Source organism: Mesorhizobium sp. WSM3859, from assembly GCF_002295065.1.
GTDB lineage: Bacteria > Pseudomonadota > Alphaproteobacteria > Rhizobiales > Rhizobiaceae > Mesorhizobium.
Genome location: NZ_NSGG01000014.1, coordinates 181,073 through 206,497 on the forward strand (window position 1 = coordinate 181,073; position 25,425 = coordinate 206,497).

Consider the following 25,425-nt stretch of genomic DNA (forward strand, 5'->3'; position numbering starts at 1 on the left):
ATGCGCCTCTTCCGGCTGAAAAAGCTACTCTGCGTTTACCATAATGCAAAGTCGGACCTTGGTCCCTGGCAATTCGGCGTTCACGCCCGGCGCACACTCCAACGTCGTCTGCCGTCCCATTGTCTCTCAGCCGGATGCGCCATTCGAACGCACGACGACAGGCCTGGAAGCTGAGCGTATCTCTCGCTCAATTCGGAGTAAGTCCGCCAGATCGCGTGGCAGGAGCCGCACGATGGAGGCTCGCGGACGCTGGATTTGGTTGTTGGCCTGTGTCGGCCGTGTGCGCAGGGAGTGGTTGTTCATGAAAGCGGTTATCCAATGCGGTGGAATGGGGATGCGTCTGCGCCCATTCACATCGGTTCTGCCAAAGCCTCTGATGCCGATCGGTGCGAGGCCGGTGCTTGAGCTGCTGCTCAAATGGTTGCGGCGCAACGGCATCGAGAACGTCTACGTCACGACCGGCTACCTGGGTCATTTGATCCGCAGCGTGTGCGGCGACGGTTCGCAATGGAACTTAAAGATACGCTACACACAGGAAATGGAACCGCTCGGGACCATCGGCCCACTCTCCTTGATCAGGGACGAACTGGACGAACCGTTTCTGGTCCTCAACGGCGATGTGCTTACCGATCTGAGCCTCAGCCGTTTCGTGGCGGCGCATCGGGCGCACAAAGATCTGGTTACGATCGCGACGGCGGCGCGCGTCACCAAAATGGACTTTGGCGTCATCGACGAGGTCAATGACACCGTCCAGGTGTTTCGCGAGAAGCCTGCGCTCACGCATCTGGTGAGCATGGGAATCTACTGCATGAATCCGGCGGTTCTGCAGTTCATTCCATCGGGCATCCCCTTCGGCTTCGACGATCTCATGCTGCAGATGCTCCAGGATGGGCAGGTCGTGCATGTCTATAAGCACGAGGGGCTTTGGCTGGACATTGGCCGCGTCGAAGATTTCCAAAAGGCGCAGACGATTTCCTGGGAGGAGCAATCAGCTTCGATAGAGGTCGCCGTCGCCGCGGCCGCGGCCTGAGGCGATTTCCAGTCGCGAGAGTCACCGGGAGGTTGGGATGCTCTTGGTTAGTGCTCCCTTGTTGGGTGTGCCGGAGAAGGCCGCTTTGTCAAAAGTAATCGACAGCGGCTGGCTGACGATGGGCGACCGCGTCAGGGCATTCGAAGAAGCGTTCGCCGCGATGCACGAGGCCGACGATTGTGTCGCCGTCAGTTCCTGCACCGCAGCCCTCCACCTTATCCTCCATGCACTGGGCATCGGACCCGGCGACGAGGTTCTGGTGCCTTCGTTGACATTTGTGGCGACCGTGAGCGCAGTCCTGTACGTGGGCGCCAAGCCGGTCTTCGTCGATATAGAATCCGATGACGTGCCTTTGATGTCGGTCGAAGATGCGGAGGCAAGCTGCACCTCCCGCACCCGGGCTGTAATCCTCGTCCATTTCGCGGGCTATCTCCTAGACAAACTGGAGTGGCAGACATTCGCAAGCGCGCGAGGGCTCTACATCATCGAGGACGCCGCGCATGCTCCTGGCCTGAAGGAGGTTGGGACCTTTGGTGTGGGAGCGGCGTTCAGCTTCTACGGCAACAAGAACATGACCACTGCCGAAGGCGGCGTGGTCATTGCGCGTGACCCCGACCTGCGGGAGAAGATTCGCCAGGCGCGTGGCCATGGCATGACCACCGGCACGCGGCAGAGACTGAACAGCCGCACGCCGCAATATGACGTGACCATGCTGGGCTTCAACTATCGCATGGATGAATTGCGCGCTGCCATCGGCTTGGTTCAGCTTCGGAATTTGCAGGAATGGAATGAAGTCAGGCGCGTCCTTGTCACATTGTATCGACGCCTCATCGCCATGCGCTGTCCGGCTGTTTCAATGCCGTTTGCCGAACCGCGCCGCTCTGCCTATCACATCATGCCGATCCTGTTGCCCCGCTACGTCAACAGGCAAGAGGTCATCGACGAGCTGCGGGCGCAAGGCATACAGACGACGATTCACTACCCGCCTGTGCACCAAATGACGTTCTACCGGGAGCTTTTCCCCGGAATTCACCTGCCGCGCACCGAGGACTTCGCCGACCGCGAACTGACCATTCCGCTGCATCCGCAGATAACATCTCCCGTGGCCGAAGCAGTCGTGGACGCCCTGGCATCCGCGCTCAACAGCAGCGCCCGGGCAGGGACAGCAGCATGAACGCGTTTGACATGCCCATAGGCCGGCTTGCGACGCGCTGCGTGAGCCATGGACGTGGCCGGCGCGCCCTTGACATGATTGCCGGGTCTCTTGGTCTCATCGTCCTGTCACCGTTGATGCTGCTCATTGCAGTGGCGCTGCTGATCGAAGGCGGCCGCCCGGTGCTTTTTGTTCAGCCACGCATTGGCGCCGGCGGTCAGCTTTTCCGTATGTACAAGTTCCGAAAATTCTACCCGCAATGCGACGCGGCGGGACTCGCGCTGACGCTTGTCAACGACGCCCGCATGACGACGGTCGGCAGGTTTCTCGCTTTCAGCAAAATGGATGAGCTGCCGCAGTTGTGGAACGTCCTGAAAGGCGACATGGCCTTGGTCGGCCCGCGCCCGGAGAGCCTGTCCTTTGCCGACTGCTTCAGGGACGGTTACGAAGCTGTCCTGCAATACAAGCCAGGCCTGTTCGGTCCCGCTCAGATCATATTCCGCCATGAGGCTCATTTCTATCCCCGAGATGTCGAGCCAACAGTCTTCTACAAGGAGGTCCTGTTTCCGGCGAAGGCGAGGATCGACCTTTCATATTACGCCCGCCGGACGATCCTCTCGGATACGGCGCTCATTATTCGAGGTGTTTTCATCGTTCTTGGCATGGCTGTGGACCATTCGACTGGCGCTTGAGCCGTTCAAATGGTCGTTCGCAGCATTTTGCCGGGTTAAAGCCAAGGAGTGCGAGGACTGTCAGGACATGACCTACAAGGGAAAAAGGGTATTGGTCACTGGGGCTGATGGCTTCATAGGTTCGCATCTGACTGAAGCGCTGGTGCGCGGCGGGGCCGATGTGACGGCGTTGGCTCTCTACAATTCGTTCGACAGCCACGGGTGGCTGGATGATCTGCCTGACGAGATCCGAAGCCAACTCAAGCTCGTTCGCGGCGACGTCCGCGATAGTGCCTTCCTGAACCGGATCGTCCGCGGCCAAGCCGTCGTGTTTCATCTCGCCGCATTGATCGCCATTCCATACTCCTACGCGGCCGCCCAGTCCTATGTGGAGACCAACATCCTTGGCACCGTGAATGTGCTCGAGGCCGCCCGCCAGTGGGATACCGAGCGCGTCGTGCACACCTCGACCAGCGAGGTGTATGGCACCGCCTTGACCATGCCGATCGGCGAAACCCACCCGCTGCAGGGCCAGTCGCCCTACTCAGCTTCCAAGATCGGAGCCGACATGATGGCGGAGTCCTACGCCCGCTCGTTCGATGTTCCGGTCGTGGTGCTTCGCCCATTCAACACATTCGGGCCACGGCAAAGCGAACGCGCGATTGTTCCGAGCCTCATCAGGCAGGCCATCGACCCCAAGTGCCAGGCCATCATGGTGGGGGATACCAGCCCGGTTCGCGACCTTACCTTTGTCAAAGACACGGCTGCGGCCTTTCTCAGCGCAGGCTCCGCCTCCCTCGAATTCGGCCATGCCTACAACGCCGGAAGCCAGCGCGCCGTCACCATATCCGACGTGCTGGACCTTGTGCTGGAGTTGAGCGGCTCCAACAAGCCTGTCCATCGTGACGAGAGCCGGCTGCGCCCGCAAAATTCCGAGGTCCGGGCACTGCTGGCGGATTCTTCTCGGCTTGAGAGAGCAACAGGATGGAGGGCTCAAACGGACTTGCGCGAAGGCCTGAGACGAACCATCGCATGGTGGCGCGCGCGCCTAAGCGAGGGCCGGGTACGGCAAGAGATGAGCTACATGACATGAGGTTTCCCGTACTTTCCGCTGCAGTGCTGCTGGTTTGCGTTGCCGCATTTGTCGGCCTGCGGGCGAACGGGGGTCAGGCGAGCCACACGCCCGTCGGCTTCGTGGCTCCCGTGGCGATGGATCTGCCTGACTATCTTCGTCCCGCCACCGATCCCGCATTCGGCACAAGCGTCGTTCGCGTCTCCAAGCCTGGCCCTCTTGGAAATGGCGTCGTGTGCGGGCCCAAATATTGCAGCCATCGCTATTCGAGCGCTCAAGCCTGGAACGCGGACCAGACACTGCTCCTGCTAGACAACGGCTGCAACGGAATGTGCTTTCTCGACGGGCACACCTACGAGGCGCTGTTTTGGCGCAAACGAGGGGGCGAGTGCGAGTGGCATCCCCGAAATGCCGAATTGATGATCTGTGTTCAGGACCGGGCTGTCTCAACCTGGGCGCCAAGGACCAACCACGAAGACGTCCTTTTCACATCGCCCGACTACCACGATCTGCAATTCGGCCCGTCGAAGGGCAATCCCAGCCGGGACGGCAGCCGCATCGCGGTCCGCGCGGTCCGCAAGGACGGCGCGGACGTCGTTTTTGCGTATGATCTGATTCAGCGCCGGAAGTTTCCGGACATCGACCTTGCTCAAGTCCCTGGAACGACCAGTTCCTGCACGATCTCACCACTTGGAACGACTATTCTGTGCTCACCAAACCGTATTGACGGTACACAACAAAGGGTAATTTTTGCCGTTGATGGCACCTTGCTTCAGAGATGGACAGAAAATCATCGGCCCGGTCACGGTGACGTTACGCTCGACGAGGACGGAAGCGAAGTCTTGGTTGGGATCAGCAAATCAGATCCAGACAGGTATCACATAATCAAGCGCAGGCTGTCGGACGGGAAAGTCACTTCCCTTACCGCGTTCGGCCTGGCCGAACATGTATCGACCCGCGCACTGAACAGGCCAGGATGGTCATTCGTAAGCTACGGCGGCGATCCAGACGAGATATCGGCCAATCCGACCTGGGCTCCCTATGCTCGCGAGATCGTTGCGCTTCGTACCGATGGCAGCGGTGCCGTTCGGCGCATTGCGCAGACACGAAATGTTCCATTCGACTATTGGAGCGAAACACATGCCTCGCCCTCTCCTGATGGCTCACAGGTAATCTGGTCAAGCAATTGGGGCGTGCCGGGCGGGCCGGTTTACGAGTTCGTCACCCGTCTTGACTGGCCCGAACAACGCAACCCGAAGGAGGTTGTTGCGAATGGTCAACCTTAACCGGTCTTTTCTCGCAGCTCTTGCTCTGCTGGGCGCTCTGCCGATGGCCGCGGCAGCCGATCCGTCAACACCTTATCGGATTTCGCCGGGCGACACGGTCGAAATCGGAATAACCTCCATTCCCGACCGGACGCAGCGTGCCGTTGTCCAGATGGATGGCACGATCGTGCTGCCTGAGGCCGGCGCCGTCTCGGTCGGCGGTCTGACGCCACCCGAATTGCAGAGCCGTATGCAAGCGATCCTGCCGACCAAGATCTTCCACATCCGCATGCCCGATGGCCGCGAACAGATGGCCGTCGTCAGGCCGAGCGACGTCACGGCGATCATCGCCGAGTATCGCCCGATCTATGTGACCGGCGATGTGCTTACCCCCGGACAGCAGGTCTACCGCCCGCTGATGACCGTGCGCCAGGCGATCGCGGTGGCCGGCGGTTTCAGCCTCTTGCGGGCGCGCGCCAACCAGGCGGGTCCGGATCCGACGGATCTGCGACGCGATTACGAGATGATCTGGGGAGAATACACCAGGGATTACTTCCACAGCGCGCGCCTGCGGGCCGAGCTCGACAAGCAGGAAAGCTTCGACACGCAGCCTCCGCAAGGATCGCCGCTTTCCCCTACGCTCGCGGCGGGGATAGCAAAGGCTGAAGCGGAAGCGCTCAAACTCTCCCTGGAGAATTTTCAGCAGGAGCAGAGCTTTGTCGAAAAGGGCGCCAAGGATGCGGCGGCGCAGATCGAGACGCTGATGAAGCGCGCGCAGGATGAAGCGGATGCCGTCAAGGCCGATGAAGAGGACCTGGAGCAGGTCACCAAGGCGTTCAAGGCCGGAAACCTGACCAACAACAGGCTCGCCGATGTCCGGCGCGCCGTCCTGCTTTCGTCCAGCCGGGCGCTGGAAACATCGGTCGAACTGATGAGAACGAAGCGCCAGCAGGAAGACTTTGCCAGGCAGATGGAGCGCAATGAGAACCAAAGGCGCATCGGTCTGCTGAACGAATTGCGGGACACCGAGGTGCGGCTGGCCGACATCGGCACAAGGCTTCGCGCCGCAAGTCAGAAGTTGCAGCCCCTGGGTGCCACCGCCGCGCCTCTTTCCATTGCCGGCGAGACCGTTCGAGCCCAAATGACGATCGTTCGCAATGTCGATGGACAATGGCGCAAGCAGGCTGCCGACGAGGATGCCGAGGTGGCACCGGGAGATACGATCGAGGTCAGGTTCAGCAACGAATTGGAGAGCGCGGCGGCGCAATAGCACCGGCGCGCCTCTGCACCATTCGGCGATCGCTGGGTCCGGTTGTGGAGGCAAGTCTTGAGCCAGGACATCGATGTCGCGGACGCCTATAGCAGAGGCAGCGCGGTCTTCATGGGAATGGAGATGCTTGTCGCGTCCGGTGCGCTTGTTCCAAGGCCGGAGACGGAGTTGTTAGGTTCGACCGCCGTCGAAGTATTGCATCAAATGAACCTGCCGGCGCCCCGCGTTATCGACATGTGCTGCGGGGCCGGCAATCTGGCTTGTGCCATCGCCTATCAGGTTCCCACGGCGCGGATCTGGGCAAGCGATCTTACCGATGGATGTGTCGCCGTGGCGTGCCGGAATGCCGTCCACCATGGGCTGGCCGATCGGGTGTCGGTTCACCAGGGCGATCTGTTCGAAGCTCTCTCCCCGCTGGTGCCTCACGGTTCGATCGACGTCGTCGTTTGCAATCCGCCCTACATCTCTGAGAAACGGCTTGAGGGTGATCGCTCTCACCTGATTGCCCTTGAGCCGCGCGAGGCTTTTGCGGCTGGTCCTTACGGCATTGCCATCCACATGCGCGTTGTGAAGGATGCCTTGCGGTATCTGCGGCCCGGCGGCGCCCTCCTGTTCGAGGTTGGCCTTGGCCAGGACCGCCAGGTCGCAAGCCTGTTGGAGCGCAGCAGGAGCTATGAGGACATCCGTGCCGTCAGCAACCGCGCCGGCGAGGCACGCGTCGTGCTCGGATACGCCAAGCCGCAGCCTTGAGCGCCTCGCAGATGGTGCTCATCCCCTCTTGCGGGCGATGAACTGCGCTATTCCCTGGATGGAATCGAGGTTCTCCGGGAGCAGCTCACTGTCTTCCACGGCGATGCCAAAAGTCTCTTCGACGAAACCGATGATCTCGAGCACGCCGGTGGAATCGACGATGCCCTGATCGAGCAGCGATTCCGTGGCGCTGAGCGATCTCACGTCGGCGATGTAGAAGTTCGAAGCCAGGAAATCGCGAATTTGTTTGGTGTAAATGTCGCCCGCGGGCTTCGTTGCCAAGAAACTATCCATAACCCACCCTCCGATAAAAACTGAATAGGTCCGCGCCATTCAACAGGCGCTACGAAAGAGCCACCTTCTTGAGTTTCCCTGTATCCGTCCTCGGCAGGCTGGGAACGATGACGATAGACTTCGGGACCATGAAGTTCTCCAGCCGCTTCTGGCATTCCATCTGAAGCTGCCGCTCGCCGACAATGTGGCCTTGCTCGATCACGACGAAAGCCTTTACGGCCTGGCCGAGAAGCTCGTCAGGCACGCCAACCACGGCAGCCTCCTTGACGCCCGGAATGTTCACCAGCACGTTTTCGACCTCCTTGGGCGCGACCTTCTCGCCCCGCGATTTTATGATCTCGTCGCCGCGGCCGATGAAATAGAGATAGCCCTCCTCATCCATCCGGCAGTAGTCGCCGGTGTAGAGCACCTGCTCGCCCGGCAAGGGGCCGGGCTTGAGTTTCCTGGCGGTCGCTTCCGGTTTGCCCCAGTAGCCTTTCATCACCGTCGCGCCGCGGATGACAAGCTGGCCGACGATCCCAGGCTCGACCCGTTGGTCGTTGTCGTCGACGATCCACATCTCGGTGTTCGGGATCGCAATCCCGACGCTCAGCGGTTTTCGTTCGAGATCTGCCGGCGGCAGATAGGTGCAGCGCTTGCATTCGGTGAGCCCGTACATCGAATAGATTCGGGCGCCCTTAAACAGATCCCTGAGCATGGCGATGTGCTTGAGCGGCAAAGCGGCGGCGGTGTTGGTGACATAGCGGATGCTCGAGAAGTCGTGGTCCTTCAGCGACTTGAGCTCCGCCAGCGAGGCGAAGATCGTGGGCACGCCGGGAAAACCCGTGATCTTCTCGTCCTTGATGATCTGAAGGATCTGCGCCGGGAAGGCGAAGGAGCGTTCGAGAACGAGCCGGGCGCCGGTGCGGAATGCCATCAGCATCTGGTAGAGGCCGTAGTCGAAGGCGAGAGGCAGGACGTTGAGGATCACCTCGTCCTCGCGAAGCTCCAGATATGACGCGATCGAGGTGCATGCGGCGGTCATGTTTCGGTGTGTCAGCATCACGCCTTTGGGTTCGCCCGTGGATCCGGACGTGTAGATGATGGCGGCGAGATCGATGTCGATCGATTTGCGTTCCGGCGCGGCCGGCGTTCTTTCGGCGGCCGTTTCCCAGCGTATCGCGAAGGGCAGTCGGCTGAGCTCGTCGTCCTCGATCGGTCCTGACACGATCACCTGGCGCAACGAGCGACACGTGTGCGCCGGCCCGCTGAACACTGAGCGCAGATGCTGGTCGGTGATCAGCGCCGCCGGCCGGCAATCGTTCAGCAGGTAGTCGAGCTTATCGCTTTTGGTAAGCGGGTTCACGATGCACACGACGGCGTTTGCCTTCAGCACCGCCCAGAAGCTGACAACCGTCTCGACCGTGTTGTCGGCGAAAATCATCACCCGATCGCCGCGTTGCACGCCGGCTGTTGCCAGACATTGTGCCATCCCGTTGGAACGCTCGTCGATTTCGGCGTAGGTGACGCGCCGCCCGTTGCAGACCAGCGCCACCTTGTCGCCGAGCCGGCCGGCCGAGTGGATCAGATAATCATGCAGGAGCGGTACGGCGCCGTGGATCATGCCAGCTCCCTTTCGCGATGCTCGTAATCGACATCGATGCTGAGATCCGGCCTTGTCGCGCCGGTAGGATGACTTGCGACAAATTGCTGGTGCAGAAGCTGCGTCGAGAGCACGCCGACCAGGGCCATGTTGTCGGAATTCGACATGTCGCCCTCGCCGGTTCGAGCCCGGCACTTTCCGACCAGCCGGCTCACCGACTGGGGATCGAAGACGCCGGATGCCCGCACTGCCGTTTCGGACAGGGCATCACCAATGTAGGCAGGCGCGCCGTCGGCAAAGAAACTCATCGCATTCGGCGCCCGGTAGGGCTGCTTCTTCCGGGCGACAACCTCAGGCGGCAGGATAGGCGCCGCGACGCGCTTCAGCACGTGCTTCTCGTCGAGGCCGCGCAGCTTGTAGGAATCCGGAAGCGCATTCGCCAAGGTAACGACATTGTCGTCGAGGAAGGGAAAGCGGCCCTCGATGGAGTGAGCCATCAGCATTCTGTCGCCTTGCGAGGAGAGCAGGTAGCCCGACATCAGGGTTCGGATCTCTATATACTGGTCCTGGGCGAGGGGGCTCCAGCGTGGAAATTCGGCCGGCAGTGTCGAGATCAGTTCGCTCACCGTATCGCGGCGTTCGGAGGCAGCCCGCATATCGGCGCAGAACAAGCGCTTGATGGCAGCGGTCGTGCGCCAGCGCGTATCATGCGCAAATCCGGCCTCGGCATGCGCCTCGATATTGCGGCCGAAGAACTGGCGGGCCAGTGCCTGCTGATGGACCGGTGAGCGTGACAGATACGGATAGAGCCGTTCGAGCAAGCGGGCGCGCCTTGTCGACGCCGGCTGGCGCCCCCAGAAGCGGCGAACCTTGCCCTCGCGGAACAGGTCATAACCCGCAAACATCTCGTCAGCGCCTTCGCCGGTCAGCACGACTTTGATGCCGCGTTCCCGCACGAGCCTTGACAGCAGGAAGAGTGGCGCTGGCGCGGTCCTGAGGATTGGCCGCTCGGTGTGGCGGATCACCTCGGGAAAGACCGCGGCTATATCGCCGCGGGAAACAACTATTTCGTGGTGTTCGCTGCCCGTCGCGTGTGCGACGAGCCGCTGGAATTCGGTCTCGTCATATTCGGCATCCGCAAAACGCAGCGAGAAGGTCTGGAAGCGCTCGCCGGCGAAGCGCCTTCCAAGCGTGGCGACAAGGGAGCTGTCGAGCCCGCCTGACAGATAGCAGCCAACCGGCACGTCAGCCTGCACGATTCGCAAGGCCGTGGCGCCTTCCAGCATCAGCCGCACTTCCTCCACCGCCTCGTCCCGGGAGCCGTTAAACCGGTCCTGGTCCTGACCCTGGATTTCCGGAAAGCGCGGTTGCCAGAATGGATGTTCTCGCGCCGCGCCTTTCTCGTAGAGGCGCACGTGTCCGGGCGGGAGTTCCCGGATGCCCTGGAACACGTTCTGCGGGGCAACGGCCGTCCACATGGTGAAGGTCTGATCGATGCCCGCCGGATCGAACGCGCGCGGGATCGCGACCTCGGCGGCGAAAATCGCTTTGACTTCGCTGGCAAAGAACAGGCGGCCGCCATGCTCGCAAAAATGCAGCGGGCAAATGCCGTAGCGATCGCGTGACAGCACCAGCCGGCCTGCAGCCAGGTCCCAGATCGCCAACGCCCATTGGCCATTCATACGCTCGAAGGCTGCCTGGCCCCACTCCCGATAGGCGTGCAGGACTACTTCGGTATCGCTGCGGGTGCGGAACCGATGGCCGAGGGCGAACAGCCTGTCGCGCAGCTCGAGATAGTTGAAAATCTCCCCGTTGAAGACGATCCACGCCGGACCATCGACGTCGGCAAGGGGCTGCTGTCCGTGTTTAAGATCGACGACCGACAAGCGGGCATGCGCCAGCCCGGCGCGTCTGTCGCGGTAGAGCCCCCGTTCGTCAGGACCGCGATGCGCAAGCGCGCCAGCCATGCGCAACAATGCTTCGCGCGAAGGCGGTTCCGCGGTGGCGTTCAGCGCCAGTATCCCGGCGATCCCGCACATCGGCCTCAGTCCACATCCATCGGTACGGACGGCAAGGGCCGTGCATGCAGATAGCGTGCTGCCCGGCGCTTCGCTTCGATGTCCTTGAAGACCTTTTCAACCTCGCCTCCGGTGAGGCCCGCAACGGCTGCGACCTCGTCGGCGCATAGCCCATGGTTGACGCCATAGAGGCATAGATCCGTCAGGTGATAAGGCAGCGCGAAGTAGAATTCCTCCTGGCTTTGCGCCATTGAGAATGTGTCGGTGGTCGGCGGCCTGCGGCGGATTTCCTCGTCCACACCGAGATAGTCAGCCAACTGGTAGACCTGTGTTTTGTACAGGTGCACGATTGGCATGACGTCGGCGATACCGTCACCTTGCTTGACGAAGAAACCCTGGTCGTATTCGAGCCGGTTCGGCGTTCCGGCAACAGCGTAGCCGAGGCGATCCGCATGATAATATTCGGTCATCTTGCGGATGCGCTGCTTGTAGTTGGTCGCGGCGACGATCTGCAGATAGGCTGTCAGGGGCAGCCGAACGGTGTTGACCTTGCCTTCCGGATCTTGAACCGTAAGACGAGTGATGTTGAGGCCTTGGCTCTCCAGAACCGAGGTCAGCACCAGCTTGCACTTCCAACCTTCGCCAAACTCTGGAACGACGGCGCGGATCGCCTCGACTTGCCGGCGATAGGCGCCGATGGCATCCAGCGCCGGGGCGATGTCTTCAACCACAGTATCGATGCCTAGCTGAGCCGCGATCACGCGTCCGAGCCTCAGCGAGTCTCCCGAGGAGTCCCGCTCCGGCATGAAAAGTCCCAGCACCTTGTCCCTTCCGAAGGCGCGAACGCATAAGGATGCGACCACGGAGCTGTCGATACCGCCTGATAGCCCGACCACCACGCCGCGCCGCCGAAGCGTGACCAGAACCTGCTCGCGCGTCGAAGACACGATGCGGTCCGCCTCCGCGGCTGCGTCCAATGCCAGTGCTTCCTTGGTGAATCCCGAGATCACGCCGCCCGGACCTCCAATTGCAGGGTTTCGGCCGTCGTGTATGTCTGCAAAACGGCTCTCTCGATCAGCGGACGGTTGGTCGCGACGTGAGGCTCCACGACAAGATCAATGTGTGTGCCGACAATCGGAACCACCTGCAGGTCGCCAAACACTTGATCCCACCCGATGGCGCGCGACATACCCGGGCGAACGCAGCGAAATAGGGTCCCTTGGACAGGAAGTGCGGTCTTGGGTTCCTCCAGCCATCGGAAAAATGCGCGAGCCCGCAAAACCTCCTGCAGTTCCAGCCTGATGCGGAAGCAGGCTCCATTGAACTGGCCCTGGGTGTAACGGTCGATGGCGCGCGCCAAACGTGTTTCGTAACCCAATCTGACCGCGATCTTCGCCAGCGCGCGGCAGGCGACGCGCTGGAACGATATGCGGTTGGACCGCAGCCGGCGCACTGTACGGGTTATGGTGTCCCATAGGCGGCTGCGCTCGCCCTCAAGGCTTGTGTCGAGGATGCCGATGAACTTGACCGACCGTCCGGCTTTGAGCAGGCGCACGGCTACCTCCAGCGCGACGGCTCCGCCGAGCGAGTGGCCTAGAAGCCTGACATGGCCCGACGGCTGAGCTCGGTTGATTTGCTGGATCGCGGCTTCTGCCATGCTGGCGAGATCGCTCTGTCCGCGAAGGATGAGAGCGAGGCCGGGGTATCTGACTGGTACCACTTTCGCGGTTTTTCCCATGGCGGAGGCAAAGGCGGCAAGGCTTGGACCGTAGCCGACCGATCCGGGAAACAGGAAAAGCAGCGGCGGGTTATGCTCGGGAGCGGCTTTGCCCGATGCGGCCGCCTGCGCCGCGACGACAGCCTTCACCATCTCGCCCGCGCTCATCCCGACGGTGAAACTCTCAAGGCCGAGCTCCTGGCCGATGAGATTCTCGATCTCCATCACGCAGTGCAGCAGCTTCAGCGAGTCTCCTCCTGCCTCGTCCCACCTGCCTACAGCCGCTCGGGTGTTGAGAACCTTGCCCCATGCTTTTTGTACCACCTTGGCGACCGCGGAATCGACATCCGAACCGACAGGATCGGGGGCGGTGTCCGGCCTCCTGGCGAGGAGATCCATTTTGCCTAGTTTGACTAGGTCGATCTTGCCGCCGTCGAGGCAGGGAATCTCGCTCACGCGGTGCAGCCGCAGGGGCCGCAGCGCTGCAGGCAGCGTCTCGGCAATCAGCCGGCGCAGGTCCTCCACGAAATCCGGACCAGCGGCTTCGCCTGGAACGGCGAACGCGACCAGTTCGGCTGCCTCCGTCACGATCGCCACAGCGTCCTGAACCGATGCAGCGGATCGCAGCACTCTTTCGAGCTCGGCAGGCTCGATGCGTCGCCCGTTGACCTTTATCTGCCGCCCCTTCCGGCCAATGATCCTCAGCAAACCATCATTGTCCAACCGTACGAGATCACCGGTCGGAAAAATCCGCTCGCGCGGATTGTCGGGGTCCGCATCGACAGGGATGACCGCGCCATTCTCCCAATGCCCAAGCAGGACATAGGGGCTCTTGATCACGAGCTCTCCGGTTTCTCCGGGCGGGACGACGCCTCCTTCCTCATTGACGATCGAGAACGCGATTCCCGGCAAAAGCCGCCCAACCGGCGCGTCGGGCTCGGTGTTCTGGGGGGCCGATGGCACGAACCATTGCGATCCTGTCGTTTCCGTGGACGAATAGCCGATCTGGATGAGGCAATGCGCCGGGACGGCTTTGCGGAGAAGCGCAATGTCGGACCACAGTACTTTCTCGCCGCCGACGCGGACGACCCGAAGCGATCTGAACGTATCGGCGCAGGCATCCGCCATCAGCGTCCGGAGCAATGCGGGTACGATGTACGTGATGGTCGTACCCTGGTCCTGCATCCGCGCGCGGACGCCGCGCAGCCCGACCGCCTCCAGTTCAACGAGCTGTAAGGTGGCCCCGGTGAGGACGGCCGCCAGAATCTCTCTGCAGCCGGCTATCGTGGCGAAGCCCGCCAAGGGGAGAAGAACGTCGTCCGAATTGATGTGACACGCCTCGACATATTGTTGCACGCGCCAAAGCAAGCTGCGCTGGCTGTTGACGATGCCCTTGGGGCGCCCTGTGCTGCCGGAGGTGTAAAGAATGATAGCCGGCCCATCGACGGAGGGCTGCGGAAGTGGCGTCGCCAGCAGGTCTCGCTCCGACGCCGAACTTGCGCCCATGTCGATCCATTGGACGTCTCCAGCCAGATCGGGGGGACAGTCTCCCATGCCCAGCATCGCGGAGAGCTTGGCCGCTGACATGATCTCCTTGATGCGAGGACTGGGATCTCTCGCATTGAGCGGAATCGAAATCCGGCCGGCTGCCATCGTGGCGAGCATGGCGACGACACTCCAGACGGAGCATGGCTGGCAGATTCCGACCGGCCTGCCTTCGGGAACGGCATTCGCAACGCGGCGGGATAGAATTTCGACGGCTGCGCCGAGCGCCGAATAGGAGAGTTCGTCCGCGCCGTCATTGATGGCGGTCTTGTGCGGATGTTGCCTGGCGAGGGTTTCAAGCCGAGGACCAATCCCCATGTCCGCAAACCCGGTTGGCAAAGGCAGGTATGGCCGCAGGGCAGGCCCGCCCCGGTCCAGAGCATAGTCGCGCACCTCTGCCCACCTGGGCGGCCTCGGCGGAAGAGGAGCCTCGTCAAGATCCTGGGCCGCTGCTTGTGCCTTCACATATGCCGGGAGCATGGCTTGCCTGAGCTAGAGATGAAGTTTGGTTATGGCTCTGCGCAAGAGATGTTTCATCGATCATTCTGATGATGCTTCCGGGGACAAAGAGAGGCGAGGGTGGATTCGGGTGTGAATCGGGTCACAGCTTAACGTCAGGGATTGCCGTGACATCAAACAGGCCTGTTCTTGTCACCGGCGCAGCGGGCTTCATCGGCTTTCATCTATGCCGGAGGTTGCTGTGCGACGGTTGGCAAGTTGTCGGGCTCGATTCCATGAGTGCATACTACGACGTCGACCTGAAGCGAGCCCGGCTCGATCAGTTGGAAGAATTTCCGCATTTCCGGTTCGAGCATGTCGATCTCGCCGATCGTGAACGCGTTTCGGCGCTCTTTGCCTCGGTTGATCCGGAAATCGTCGTCAATCTCGCAGCCCAGGCCGGCGTTCGTCATTCGCTCACCAGTCCCTACGCGTACGGCGAGAGCAATCTGAGCGGATTCCTCAATGTCCTGGAAGGATGCCGCCACGCCTCGGTCGGCCACCTGGTCTACGCATCCTCGAGCTCGATCTATGGCGGCAGTACGCGAATGCCGTTCTCCGTTCACGACTCCGCCGATCACCCGCTCAGCCTCTACGCGGCCAGCAAGAAGGCCAACGAGTTGATGGCCCATACCTACAGCCATCTTCTCCGACTGCCGACGACCGGTTTGCGGTTCTTCACGGTCTACGGGCCATGGGGCCGCCCCGACATGGCCCTGTTTATCTTTACCAAGGCCATACTTGCAGGTGAGCCCATCGACGTCTTCAACCACGGCAACATGCAGCGGGACTTCACCTATATCGATGATGTCATCGAAGGCCTGATCCGCATCATGCAACTGCCTGCCACGCCCGACAAGAACTGGAGCAGTGCCGCTCCTGACCCGGCGACCAGCAATGCGCCGTTCAGGATCCACAACATCGGCGGCAGTTCGCCGGTTGAGCTGAACCATTTGATCGAACTGCTGGAAGACGCGCTGGGCAAAAGAGCGAAACGCAACTGCATGCCGCTCCAGCCGGGTGATGTGCCCGCGACCTATGCCGATGTCAGCTCACTTGAGGAAGCGATCGGCTTCAGGCCGAGAATTCCGATCGAGATCGGCGTCCGGCGTTTCGTGGAATGGTATCGGGGATTTTATCAAGTCTGATCCGGACTGCTTCGGAATCCCAATGCAGTCGAAGTTGCCTATTCGGCTCGAATTATCGCTTTTGTCGATTGTCACCGTGAAAGCATGGCAGGGCATGGCCATAAGTATATTTCCGGAGAGAGCTTCCCTCAATACTACTGGTGTGTCCTCAGCGCCGAAGGTGGCTCGACCTTCGCCGCGAACGCCGCCGCAAGCACTTCGGCCCCGCGGGCCGAGGACATCTGCTCCCGATTGGCGCACCACCATTCGGCCAGGCGAGTGAGGCCTTCGTCGAGGCCGACGGCTGCCTTGAAGCCCAACATCTTCTCTGCCTTCGAGGTGTCAGCGAGGCGCCGTGAAACCGGGTTTACCTTGCGCTCGGGCCCGTACTCCGGCTGGAGGTTGGAGCCCATCACGCGCAGGAGCGCGCCGGCGAGGTCGTTCAGGCTGGTCTCCACGCCGCTGGCCACGTTGAACACGTCGTCCTCCACGTCCGACAGCAGGGCCAGGATGTTGGCTCGGGCAACGTCCTCGATATAGACGAAATCCATGGTGGTGGATCCGTCGCCGAGTATAAGCGGCGGCTGGCCGGCGTTGATGCGGTCCATCCAGCGGATCAGAACTTCGGTATACTTGCCGTGCAGGTCCATGCGCGGGCCGTACACGTTGAAATAGCGCAGCGCCACGTAGGGCAGGCCGTACATGTCGTTGAACGAGCGCAACAGGCCTTCCAGCATGACTTTGCTGGCGCCGTACCATGTGCGGTTGTTGTACGGGTGGTGGCTCTCTTCGGTCGGAAAGCGGTCGGCCAGGCCGTAGATCGAGGCCGAGGAGGCAGCGCAGATCTTCTTCACACCCTTGGCCTGGGCGGCCTCAATGACATTGTAGCTGCCGTCGCACATGACGCCGAGGGCTTCGCGAGGTTCGGCGGCGCAAGCGATAACCCTCAGGGTTGCCATGTGGATGACGGCGTCCATGCCGTCGGTGGCCTTGTGGACAGCCTTCACGTCGCGAATGTCGCCTTCGATGAGTTCGACGCGTGGGTCCTGCAGGGCGTCCTTGACGTTGTGCAAGCTGCCGCGGACCAAATTGTCGAGGATCACGATCTTTTCCGGCGCGTGCTCTTTAAGCAGCAGGTCGATTGTGGTCGAGCCGATCAGACCGCAGCCGCCGGTCACCAGGATGCGAGCGCCTTCAAGTTTCATCGTATTTCCTATCATCGTTTGGAGGTGCCTTGGCAGGCATGTTTCAGACTGTGCGGGGGCCGCTGATCAAACGCTCGCTTGTAGTTCCTTGACCGCGGCCACGACCACGTCCTGCTGTTGCTCCGTGAACTCCGGGAACATGGGCAGGGACAGAACCTCGGCGGCGGCCTTTTCAGCATGCGGGAACTGACCCTGCTTGTAGCCAAGGTCGGCATAGGCGGGCAGCAGGTGCACCGGGATGGGATAGTGGATACCCGACTGGATCCCCTGCGCGTTGAGCGCCTCCTGCCAACGGGCGCGGTCGGGCGTGCGGATGGCGTAAATGTGGTAGACATGGCGCACATCGTCTCGGACGAACGGGGTCGCCAGGCCGGTGCCGGCGAACATGGCGTCATAGCGGGCGGCCGTGGCGCGGCGCCGTTCGGTCCATCGGTCCAGGTGCTTGAGCTTTACGCGCAGGACAGCCCCCTGAAGGCCTTCCAAGCGATAGTTGTAGCCCTTGAGTTCATGATGGTACTTCCGCTCTGCGCCCCAGTCGCGCAGCATGCGGACCGCACGGTGGTGGTCGGCGCTGTCGGTGGTGAGCATCCCGCCTTCACCGTAGGCGCCGAGGTTCTTGCCGGGATAGAAGCTGAAGGCCGCCATGTCGCCGATGGCGCCCACCCGCTTGCCCTTGTATTCCGCGCCATGCGCCTGGCAAGCGTCTTCGAGCACCACCAGGCCGTGCTTTCGGGCGACGGCCATGATCGGGTCCATGTCGGCCGGCTGGCCGTAGAGATGGATCGGGATAATCGCCTTGGTGGCCGGCGTGATCGCGGCTTCGATCTGGGCCGGGTCGATGGTGTAGGTCGCAGGATCGATATCGACCAGAACGGGTGTCGCGCCTGTGTAGTAAATGGCCGCCACCGTCGCAACGAAGGTGAAGGGGGAGGTGATCACCTCGTCGCCCGGCCCGATCCCGGCGGCAAGCAGGCCCAGATGCAGGGCGCTGGTGCCGGTGTTGACGCCGATGCCGAAGGCCGCTTGCGAGTAGGCAGCGAATTCCTTTTCGAATTCAGCGACGTCGGTGCCCAAGGTGAACTGACAGGTCTCCAGGGTGCGCTGAATGGCGGCATCTACCTCGAGCTTGATCGAAGCGTATTGGGTTTTCAGATCGACAAACGGGATCATTACGCAGCGTCTTTGCGTCGCAGGTGAATGGTTTCGCCACGCCCACGCATGGAACTGGTGGCGGCTTCGATGATTTCCACCACGCGCAGGCCAAGCCGGCCATCGGCGGTCGGAACCTTCTTTTCGATGATGCAGTCGATCCACTCTTGGGCGGCGATGCGCAGGGCCTCGGTGGAGTCGAGCTTGGGCGCCCACATGTCGCCCGTCCGGTAGCCGACCCGCATCTCGTGGATCTTGGCCGGGTCATCGGTGAAGGAGACGCCCTTGTCGTAGACCTTGACCTTCTCTGAGGGCTCCAGATCATCGTAAGTGATCATCTTGTTGGAGCCGCCGACCAGGATGTTGCGCACCTTCACCGGAGCCAGCCAACTCACGTTGATGTGGGCAATCATGCCGGAGTCGTAGAACAGTGAAATGTAAGCCAGATTTTCCGGAGTGCCGGGGAAATGATTGATACCGCTGGCCGAAACCGCGTTCGGATGCTCTTCGAACAGATGGTCGATGATCGCGAAGTCGTGGACCGCCAAGTCGGAGATGACGTTCACGTCCTTCTGGAAGAGGCCCAGATTAACCCGGGTGGCGTCGTAATAATACACCTGGCCGAGGTCGCCGGCGGCGACGACCTCGCGCATCTTCCGGACTGCGCCGGTGTAAATGAAGGTGTGATCGACAATCAGGGTCAATCCGCGCCTGTCGGCCTCATTGACCAGCATCCTGGCCTGTAGCGAGGTTTCGGTCATCGGCTTTTCGAGCCAGAGATGCTTGCCGGCCTTCAGTGCTGACATGCCCAGTTCGAAATGGCTATTGACCGGCGTTGCCACGGCGATGGCGTCGATCTCGGGATCCTGGAACAGTGCCTGGACGTCGCCGGTGGTCTGTACACCCGGATAGCGGCGCTCCACCAACTCACGCTTCTTGGAGTCCAAGTCGGCAACTATGCGCACCCGGGCATTGGGAAGCTCCATGAAGTTGCGCATGAGGTTCGGCCCCCAGTAGCCGTAACCAATGATGCCGATATTGATCATTGTGGTTTGCCCCTTTTCCACGTGCCCCGTTCGCCGGAGGCTGGAGACCCCGTTGAACGCCCCGTCGTTGGTTGAGAAGGAAGCGACCGTTGATCGTCCAACGTCGCGCCCTCTCGACCTCTTCAGCTTGTTAGTCTGAAGCCGCGAAGCCATGTGGTCACTATGGCCGTTGGGTCATCTACACCCAGCCGGGATCATCCAGCCAGGCGAGGGCAGGCGTCGGAACTACCTCAAACGATGAGGGTTAGTCAGCCCTTGGGGGTCCTTGTGTCTCCGACCACGCGGGCCGGTACGCCGGTAGCGATCGCGAAGTCGGGGATATCACGGGTGACGACGGCGCCGGCGCCGATCAATGCCCGCTCGCCGATGGTCACGCCAGGTGTGATGGTGACATTGGAGCCGACGGAAGCGCCTTTCTTGACCAGGGTCGGCTCGACCGTCCAGTCGGCTTCACTCTGGGCGCTCCCGTCCACGTTGGTGGCTCGAGGATGGCGGTCGTTGGTGAACATCACCCCGTGGCCTATGAACACCTCGTCCTCGATGGTCACGCCCTCGCAGATGAAAGTATGCGAGGAAATCTTGCAGCGCTCGCCGACGTAGGAATTCTTCTGAATCTCGACGAAGGCGCCGATGCGGGAGCCGTTGCCGACCTCGCAGCCGTAGAGGTTCACCAGGTTGGGGTGATGGATGACGACCTCGCCACGCAGCACCACACTGTCCGAAATCGGCATCGCTTCCCCCCGTGGAACTGTCAGTCTCGCGCCATAACCGCCGCCCTCGGAGCCCCGCTCAAGATCAGATAGCAGCGATTGTGACAGTTTTTATCTAACCTGCCTTGGCGCTTGGCAAGCCTTGGCCACTCGGGATAACAGGTTTTAGGGCAGGCTGCGACTGCGGGAAGGATACCGGAGACGATGCGATCTGAAACCGGGCCTTTCGAGGCCGAAGTGGCGCGTATGCGTCACAACTACAAAGAGTTTCAAAGCCTTCGGGCCGAGGCCGAGCGCTGCCTGGACGGTGACGACCTCAATTCCGCCGCGGCCTATGTGGAGGCGGCGGTCACGCTTGCCCGGAAGCGGCATTGCGGCTTCTATAAGTCCGAACCGCTGGAGCAGATACTGACCGAGATCGCGCGACGGACGCTCGCCGCGAAGGATGAAGCTGCAAGACCGGCGCGAACGAAAGTCGGCCGCGTGCTGCATGTGGCCACCGTTCTGAACGAGGTCGGTGGCTTAACGCGGATGATGCGTCGTTGGATCGCCGCCGATGCCGGGCGCCATCACTCTCTGGCCTTGTTGCGCCATCCGGGGGCGCCGCCGCCGTCGGTGCGCCAGGCCGTGGAGGCTCGTAGCGGCCAGATCCATCTGATCGGAGCGACGCGTGGCGGACCGGTGGAATGGGCCAGCGCACTCCGGAAGTTGTCGCTCGATTTCGACCTGGTCGTCTTGCACGTCAGCAACGAGGACCCGACGCCGGGTATAGCCTTCGCTGACGAGCGTAACCGACCGCCGGTGGTGCTGGTCAACCACGCCGATCACGCCTTCTGGATCGGGCTCTCCGTGTGCGACCTGATTGCCAGTTCGCGCATGTCGGGCGAGCGACTGGTGGTGGAACGGCGTGGAATCCCGCCGGAGCGTCACGCCATCCTGCCGATCCAGATCGATCCCCCGAAGCGCAAACACAGCCGGGCCGAGGCGCGGGAGAAACTCGGCCTTGCGCCCGGCGGGCCGCTCCTGGTGTCCGTGGCCCGCGGCGTGAAATACCGCACGATGGGCGGGGTCTCGTTCGCCGATATGCATGTCGAGGCGCTCCTGGCCCGTCCCGATGCTCGGTTGCTGGTTGTAGGCCCGGGGGAGCCGGCCGACTGGCAAAAGGCGATAGCGGTGACCGGTGGGCGGATCATGGGGCGGCCGGAGACGCCCGATCCCACCCTCGCCTTCGAAGCGGCGGACGTCTATCTCGACTCCTACCCTTTTGTGTCGATTACCTCGATGCTGGAAGCCGGCGGACTGGGCGCGCCCTGCGTGACGCTGTTTCCCTATCCGTCGGATGCGAACGTCATGAGCACCGATATGCCAGGACTGGCGCCGACCATCGGTTTCGCCACCTCGATGGCGGATTACAACCGCATCCTGGCGGACTGGCTGGCCGACCCCGAGGGTCTGCGCCAGCGGGGCGACGAGACGGCCGCCAATGTCAAGCGGCTGCACACCACGCCAAATTGGCTCAAAAGCCTGGACGCGCTCTATGCCAAGGCCCTGGCGGTCTGGCCAGTCACACCACTGCGCGAGACGGTCGCGCCCGCGGACGAGGAGTTTTACGACGGTTATCCCGATATCCTGCTCAACGGGGTGTTCGGCGAGTTCGACAGCGTCGAGGCGATTCTGAAGCGTTCTCTACGCCTGATGTCGCTGCCGGAACGTATCCGGGTATGGCGGCGCCTGGCGCGGACCAAGACGTTCGACGGCCCGTGGGACGCGGTCCGCAACCTGTTGCCCGAATGGCTGCCCCGGTTCGTGAGCCGGCTGAGGGGCGGCAGCAGCTAGATACGAGGGTTCAACACCACGGCGCGGCCGGCACGTCGTCGGGCGTCAGAGCCCAAGCGTCTGCTCGGCAGTATCGGCGGACTCTTGGGCGGCCTCGATGAGATCAGCGGCTGCCATCTCGACCAGACATGCCGAGCGCTCGACCTCATCAAGGCGCCGCATAATCCGAAAGCGAAGACGCACAAGCCTATGAAGCTCGGCAGGCTTCTCTCCAATGGTCAGAGGGTCAAACAACGCGTCGACTGCTCCTCAGCGTGGTGATGTCTCGGCTGATTGTCTGTCAGAGGCAACTTCCTCGCGACATCGCCATAGGGCTGGCAACCACACACAAATGGCGTACTGCGTGCGACCATGGCCGCCCGTTTGCTGTAGGATCCGGAGGTAATCCGTCTATCTGGCGGTCAACGTCGGAAACCGGAAACCAATTAATCGCTGTCCGAGCGGTCCACGGGCACTGGTCACAGGCAAGTCATCGCGCTTTACCCCTTTTGACCTAGAGCCTTACCTTTTCTTCTGAGGAACAATTTTCGTTCGACATGATAAGGCTACCGGGCGCCTGGAGTTCGACATGTTGTCGTTGGCGCTGGACATCATAGCTGGCACCAGGCTTGCTGTTCGATACTGATAAAAGAACAGAGGGTGAAATTGGATATGCTTGGGCGAGCGCCGAAGATTCTCAAGCGCGCTGCGCGCGCATTCGGTGTCGAAAGGCGTCATCTCGTCGGCCCACGCATGGTCGTCGAACGTGAAGGCATGTCCGCTATTGGCCGGCGCGTGCGCCGTTCTGGAGGCAGGATTCTGGCCTATCACTCGGTCGGCCAGCCGCTGATGGATCATAACGACGTGCCGCCGAAGCTGTTTCGTCGCCAGTTGGAGTGGGCCGCGGCGCGCGGCTACCGATTCGTCCCGGCCTCGGAGATAGCGCGGAGGGGAGGTGACCCGATGGACCTCGCCATCACCTTTGACGATGGCCTGCGCAGTGTGATGACCGAGGCCGCGCCGATCCTGAAGGATTTCGCGGCGCCTTGGAGCCTGTTCGTGGTCACCGACTGGAGCGAAGGCGCCTCGCCCTGGACCTCCGACGAGGTTCTGGGTTGGCGCGATCTGGAGCGCCTGGCTGCCGACGGCGCCGAAATAGGCAGCCACTCCGCGACCCATCCCGATTTTGGGCAGTTGGACGGCCCTGCCGCCCGCGAGGAACTGGACCGCTCCCGCGCCATGATCGAGGCCCGGCTCGGTTTTGCGCCGACTTCGTTCGCAATTCCCCTCGGCCAGTCGATCAACTGGACGCCGGTCGCCATGCGGGAGGCTAAGGCAGCAGGCTATGATCTGGTCTACGCCCAGGCCGAGGAGACGCGCGCTCCCGGCACCATCGCGCGGACCTTCATCACGCGCTTTGACAACATGCGGGTGTTTTCGGCGGCTCTGTCAGGCGTCTTCGATCGGTGGGAGGAGTGGGGATGAGCCGAGCGCGCGTCGTTTCGGTCGTCGTTCCGACCCGCGACCGCCCGCAGTTCCTTGACAAGGCGCTGGCGAGTATCCGCGCGCTGGAAGGCCCGGACCTGACGTTCGAGATTTTGGTTGGCGACAACGGCTCCAACCACGACGCCACCGGCACAGTCACGCAGGCCCACGGGGCGCGGCACCTTATCGTGACGACGACGGGCGCCGGTGCCGCGCGCAACGCGGCGATGCGTGCGGCCACGGGGGAATTCCTGGCCTTCCTGGATGACGACGACGTCTGGACCGAGCAACATGTACGGCCACACTTGCAACTCTTCGACCGCCGGCCGGAGGTTGAGGCGGTCTTCGGTCAGGTGGTGATGACCGATCCTGATTTGCGACCGATCGCGCCTCCCATCCCCGATGACGTCCGCCCTGACGGCGACCATCTGAAGATGATGCTGGACGGCTATTTCCCGCAGATCGGCGCCACGATGGCGCGTATCGGGGTACGCGAGGCCTATGGCTACTTTGACGAAACTCTGCTGGCCGACCAGGACTGGGACTGGCAACTGCGCGTCGCTGGCGGGGGGCATATGGAGCATGTGGCCGTGCCTTGCGTCTTGTTCCGCCAGCGTCCGTCGGGATCCTACGACGCCTTGGTCCTGAGTCGGATTCCCTATACGCGTAAGGTGTTCATGCGGCACGCCATGCCTGTCTGGCGCAAGTGGCGCTCGCCGAAGGAGTGGCTGCATTCCTATTTCGCCACGCTGCTGGGGTTCTACACCTATTTCGCCGATGCGGCGGTGGAGCGGGCGGTCAAGGGGGATGCGAAGGGCGCGCGGTTCGCGGTGCGTCATGCGCTGCTGGTGTTTCCGTTCCGGGCGGTAAGACAGCTCGTGACGCCGACGCCGTTGCGCGCGGCGTTCCTTTGGTCGATCCACTTGCGCGCACGCCCACCGGCCGCCGAACTGGACTGAACGGGCGTGGACATCAAGGATGCTATCGGCATGAAGGACGCCAAAGACGCGCCGAAGACTAGCGCCGGTGCCCCGGTCATCAGCATCGTCATCGCCACGCACAACCGCAGCATCGACGTCCTGGAGAACGTCGATGCCTTGCTGCCGCAATGCGTGGACCAGCCGGTGGAGGTCATCGTCATCGACAGCGCGTCGGCGCCGGCGCACGCCGAGGTCCTGAAGAATCTGAAGGGACGTGAGCGACTGACCTTCATCCGACTCGACGAGCTCGGAGTTGCCCGAGCGCGCAACGCCGGTTTCGAGGCTGGCAGGGGCGAGTGGATCGCGCTGTTGGACGACGACGCTGTGCCGCGCCCCGGCTGGGTAGAGGCGGCGATCGCCCACGCGGCCCGCTGTGACGGCCAGACCGCCATCCTGGCCGGGCGGGTGATCCCGCGCTGGCCCGACAACTTCGAAATACCGCCGAGCCAGCTCGGGCCGCGAGCGCGCTTGTTGTTGTCGGTGGTCGATGAGAACGGCTTCCGGGACACGACCGATCACCCCATAGGCGTCGGTGCCAACATGTTATTCCGCCGCAGCGCACTAAAAGCCCGTGGTGGGTTCGACGTGATGTCCGGTCGGGTCGGCTCGAATCTGGCCAGCGGGGAAGAGGCCCAGATGATGACCGACCTAATCAGGGCCGGCTATCGCTGTTGGTACTCGGACGCGTTCGTAGTGGACCACAAGGTCCATGCCGGCCGTCTGACGCGCGCATGGCTCACGGAGCGCGCCCGCAAGGAAGGCGAGGTGGAACTGAGGGGCTTGAAAACCCCAGGCCAGAAGATCGCGCGTGCAATCAAGATGCTCATGGCCACCCCGGTGCTGTCCGTGTTCCAGGTGCTCGACGGGCCCGAGCGCGAATATTACCTGCGCCTGAACCACAACCTTGGCCTGCTGCGAAAGCTCTTCGGCCTGGCAAGCTGAGCGGGCTCAGGCGGCGGCCGGCGTGGCTTTCTGCGTTGGCCGGTGGGCCCAGGCCATGATTGGTCGTTCAAAGTATCGCCAGGAGACGGTCGCCAGGCCGA

The 25,425-nt window shown here is 62.1% G+C and carries 21 protein-coding genes; 12 read left to right on the forward strand and 9 right to left on the reverse strand.

The genetic code is table 11. The features are described from left to right. Nucleotides 1-301 precede the first annotated feature (301 nt). The 7 genes from CK230_RS25555 (at nt 302) to CK230_RS25585 (ending at nt 7,211) form a co-directional block, all read left to right on the forward strand. Complete coding sequence (locus CK230_RS25555; RefSeq protein WP_095819940.1) at nt 302-1,030, forward strand: NDP-sugar synthase; 729 nt, start codon at nt 302-304, stop codon at nt 1,028-1,030. A 37-nt stretch (nt 1,031-1,067) separates the two neighbouring features. Then, nucleotides 1,068-2,204, forward strand: coding sequence for a DegT/DnrJ/EryC1/StrS aminotransferase family protein (locus CK230_RS25560; protein ID WP_095819914.1), 1,137 nt, complete (start codon nt 1,068-1,070; stop codon nt 2,202-2,204). Continuing rightward, entirely contained in the window at nt 2,201-2,875 is a 675-nt protein-coding gene (locus tag CK230_RS25565) for a sugar transferase (protein ID WP_095819915.1), read from the forward strand. The genes CK230_RS25560 and CK230_RS25565 overlap by 4 nt, the downstream gene beginning before the upstream one ends. A gap of 67 nt (nt 2,876-2,942) precedes the next feature. Further along, nucleotides 2,943-3,947, forward strand: coding sequence for an SDR family NAD(P)-dependent oxidoreductase (locus CK230_RS25570; protein WP_095819941.1), 1,005 nt, complete (start codon nt 2,943-2,945; stop codon nt 3,945-3,947). After that, a complete protein-coding gene (locus CK230_RS25575) occupies nt 3,944-5,212 on the forward strand; it encodes a hypothetical protein (protein WP_095819916.1) in 1,269 nt (422 codons plus the stop codon). The genes CK230_RS25570 and CK230_RS25575 overlap by 4 nt, the downstream gene beginning before the upstream one ends. A gap of 43 nt (nt 5,213-5,255) precedes the next feature. After that, entirely contained in the window at nt 5,256-6,461 is a 1,206-nt protein-coding gene (locus tag CK230_RS25580; protein ID WP_348629169.1) for a polysaccharide biosynthesis/export family protein, read from the forward strand. 57 nt (nt 6,462-6,518) lie between these two features. Further along, nucleotides 6,519-7,211, forward strand: a complete 693-nt coding sequence (locus CK230_RS25585; RefSeq protein ID WP_095819918.1) for a class I SAM-dependent methyltransferase — start codon at nt 6,519-6,521, stop codon at nt 7,209-7,211. An 18-nt stretch (nt 7,212-7,229) separates the two neighbouring features. On the opposite strand, the gene CK230_RS25590 is transcribed toward CK230_RS25585, so the two are convergent. Genes CK230_RS25590 through CK230_RS25610 form a run of 5 tightly spaced genes read right to left on the reverse strand, consistent with a single transcriptional unit; the run spans nt 7,230 to nt 14,760 of the window. Next, nucleotides 7,230-7,505 (reverse strand): acyl carrier protein, encoded by a 276-nt coding sequence (locus CK230_RS25590; RefSeq protein WP_095819919.1) that lies wholly within the window; start codon nt 7,503-7,505, stop codon nt 7,230-7,232. A gap of 49 nt (nt 7,506-7,554) precedes the next feature. After that, nucleotides 7,555-9,108, reverse strand: coding sequence for an AMP-binding protein (locus CK230_RS25595; protein WP_176480210.1), 1,554 nt, complete (start codon nt 9,106-9,108; stop codon nt 7,555-7,557). Beyond that, nucleotides 9,105-11,126 carry an asparagine synthase (glutamine-hydrolyzing) gene (gene asnB / locus CK230_RS25600; protein ID WP_095819920.1) on the reverse strand — a complete coding sequence of 674 codons (2,022 nt, stop codon included), beginning with the start codon at nt 11,124-11,126 and terminating at the stop codon, nt 9,105-9,107. Before asnB ends, CK230_RS25595 begins: the two co-directional genes overlap by 4 nt. A 5-nt stretch (nt 11,127-11,131) precedes the next feature. Further along, the gene (gene nadE / locus CK230_RS25605) at nt 11,132-12,115 is read right to left on the reverse strand and encodes an NAD(+) synthase (RefSeq protein ID WP_176480211.1); all 984 of its coding nucleotides are present in this window, start codon (nt 12,113-12,115) and stop codon (nt 11,132-11,134) included. Next, complete coding sequence (locus tag CK230_RS25610; RefSeq protein ID WP_348629170.1) at nt 12,112-14,760, reverse strand: AMP-binding protein; 2,649 nt, start codon at nt 14,758-14,760, stop codon at nt 12,112-12,114. Before CK230_RS25610 ends, nadE begins: the two co-directional genes overlap by 4 nt. A 233-nt stretch (nt 14,761-14,993) precedes the next feature. Here CK230_RS25610 and CK230_RS25615 point away from each other — a divergent pair, with 233 nt between their 5' ends. Then, nucleotides 14,994-16,013 carry an NAD-dependent epimerase gene (locus CK230_RS25615; protein WP_245430064.1) on the forward strand — a complete coding sequence of 340 codons (1,020 nt, stop codon included), beginning with the start codon at nt 14,994-14,996 and terminating at the stop codon, nt 16,011-16,013. Nucleotides 16,014-16,147: 134 nt separating this feature from the next. Here CK230_RS25615 and CK230_RS25620 read toward each other — a convergent pair whose 3' ends face one another. The 4 genes from CK230_RS25620 to CK230_RS25635 form a co-directional block, all read right to left on the reverse strand. Further along, nucleotides 16,148-17,197, reverse strand: a complete 1,050-nt coding sequence (locus CK230_RS25620) for an NAD-dependent epimerase/dehydratase family protein (protein ID WP_095819922.1) — start codon at nt 17,195-17,197, stop codon at nt 16,148-16,150. A 66-nt stretch (nt 17,198-17,263) separates the two neighbouring features. Further along, nucleotides 17,264-18,367 (reverse strand): DegT/DnrJ/EryC1/StrS family aminotransferase, encoded by a 1,104-nt coding sequence (locus CK230_RS25625; protein ID WP_095819923.1) that lies wholly within the window; start codon nt 18,365-18,367, stop codon nt 17,264-17,266. Next, a complete protein-coding gene (locus tag CK230_RS25630; RefSeq protein WP_095819924.1) occupies nt 18,367-19,392 on the reverse strand; it encodes a Gfo/Idh/MocA family oxidoreductase in 1,026 nt (341 codons plus the stop codon). Before CK230_RS25630 ends, CK230_RS25625 begins: the two co-directional genes overlap by 1 nt. Nucleotides 19,393-19,640: 248 nt before the next feature. Further along, complete coding sequence (locus tag CK230_RS25635) at nt 19,641-20,123, reverse strand: acyltransferase (RefSeq protein ID WP_095819925.1); 483 nt, start codon at nt 20,121-20,123, stop codon at nt 19,641-19,643. A gap of 183 nt (nt 20,124-20,306) precedes the next feature. Between CK230_RS25635 and CK230_RS25640 the strand changes: the two genes are divergently transcribed. From CK230_RS25640 to CK230_RS25655, 4 genes are all read left to right on the forward strand, one after another. Then, nucleotides 20,307-21,938, forward strand: a complete 1,632-nt coding sequence (locus CK230_RS25640) for a glycosyl transferase family 1 (protein ID WP_141246094.1) — start codon at nt 20,307-20,309, stop codon at nt 21,936-21,938. Between the two features lie 732 nt (nt 21,939-22,670). Continuing rightward, nucleotides 22,671-23,402 carry a polysaccharide deacetylase family protein gene (locus CK230_RS25645; protein ID WP_095819945.1) on the forward strand — a complete coding sequence of 244 codons (732 nt, stop codon included), beginning with the start codon at nt 22,671-22,673 and terminating at the stop codon, nt 23,400-23,402. After that, the gene (locus CK230_RS25650) at nt 23,399-24,361 is read left to right on the forward strand and encodes a glycosyltransferase family 2 protein (RefSeq protein ID WP_095819927.1); all 963 of its coding nucleotides are present in this window, start codon (nt 23,399-23,401) and stop codon (nt 24,359-24,361) included. Before CK230_RS25645 ends, CK230_RS25650 begins: the two co-directional genes overlap by 4 nt. Nucleotides 24,362-24,367: 6 nt before the next feature. Continuing rightward, on the forward strand, nt 24,368-25,324 hold the full coding sequence (locus tag CK230_RS25655) for a glycosyltransferase family 2 protein (RefSeq protein WP_095819928.1): 957 nt from the start codon (nt 24,368-24,370) through the stop codon (nt 25,322-25,324). Nucleotides 25,325-25,425: the final 101 nt, after the last annotated feature.